This window comes from Bartonella sp. MR168JLCBS (assembly GCF_042194175.1).
Genome location: NZ_JBHIMP010000436.1, coordinates 1 through 342, shown reverse-complemented (window position 1 = coordinate 342; position 342 = coordinate 1). Strand labels below are relative to the sequence as shown.

General features: G+C 36.0%; 1 pseudogene. It reads right to left on the bottom strand.

The annotated features are described in order from the left end of the window. A pseudogene (locus ACFIK8_RS11825) lies at nt 1-342 on the bottom strand (GTP-binding protein); the annotation flags it as partial.

Genomic DNA, 342 nt, shown 5'->3' with positions numbered 1-342 from the left:
CAATTTTATTGGCGGATAAAAAATGTCTGTAGACTGTGCAAAACAAGTGGACGATGTGAGTCATCACGCAATGCGATAATTGCTTTGATCCGTAGTAATTTTGCGTCATAAAGCTCTTTTAGGAGATCTAAAAAGGCCGTTAATAGTGGCGAAATCAATAGGCTTTTTACAGTCTAGTGAAAAAGAACGAATAGTCCACTGGTGAGTATAATCATGTGGAACAATAATGCGCCATTGTTTAAGTTCTAAATTTTTTCTTTTTTCATTCCATAATGTTTTACTTAATTAATGCACTTAAACAGCCAATGGTCAGAACAGATATCGATGATTCCACGCCATCGG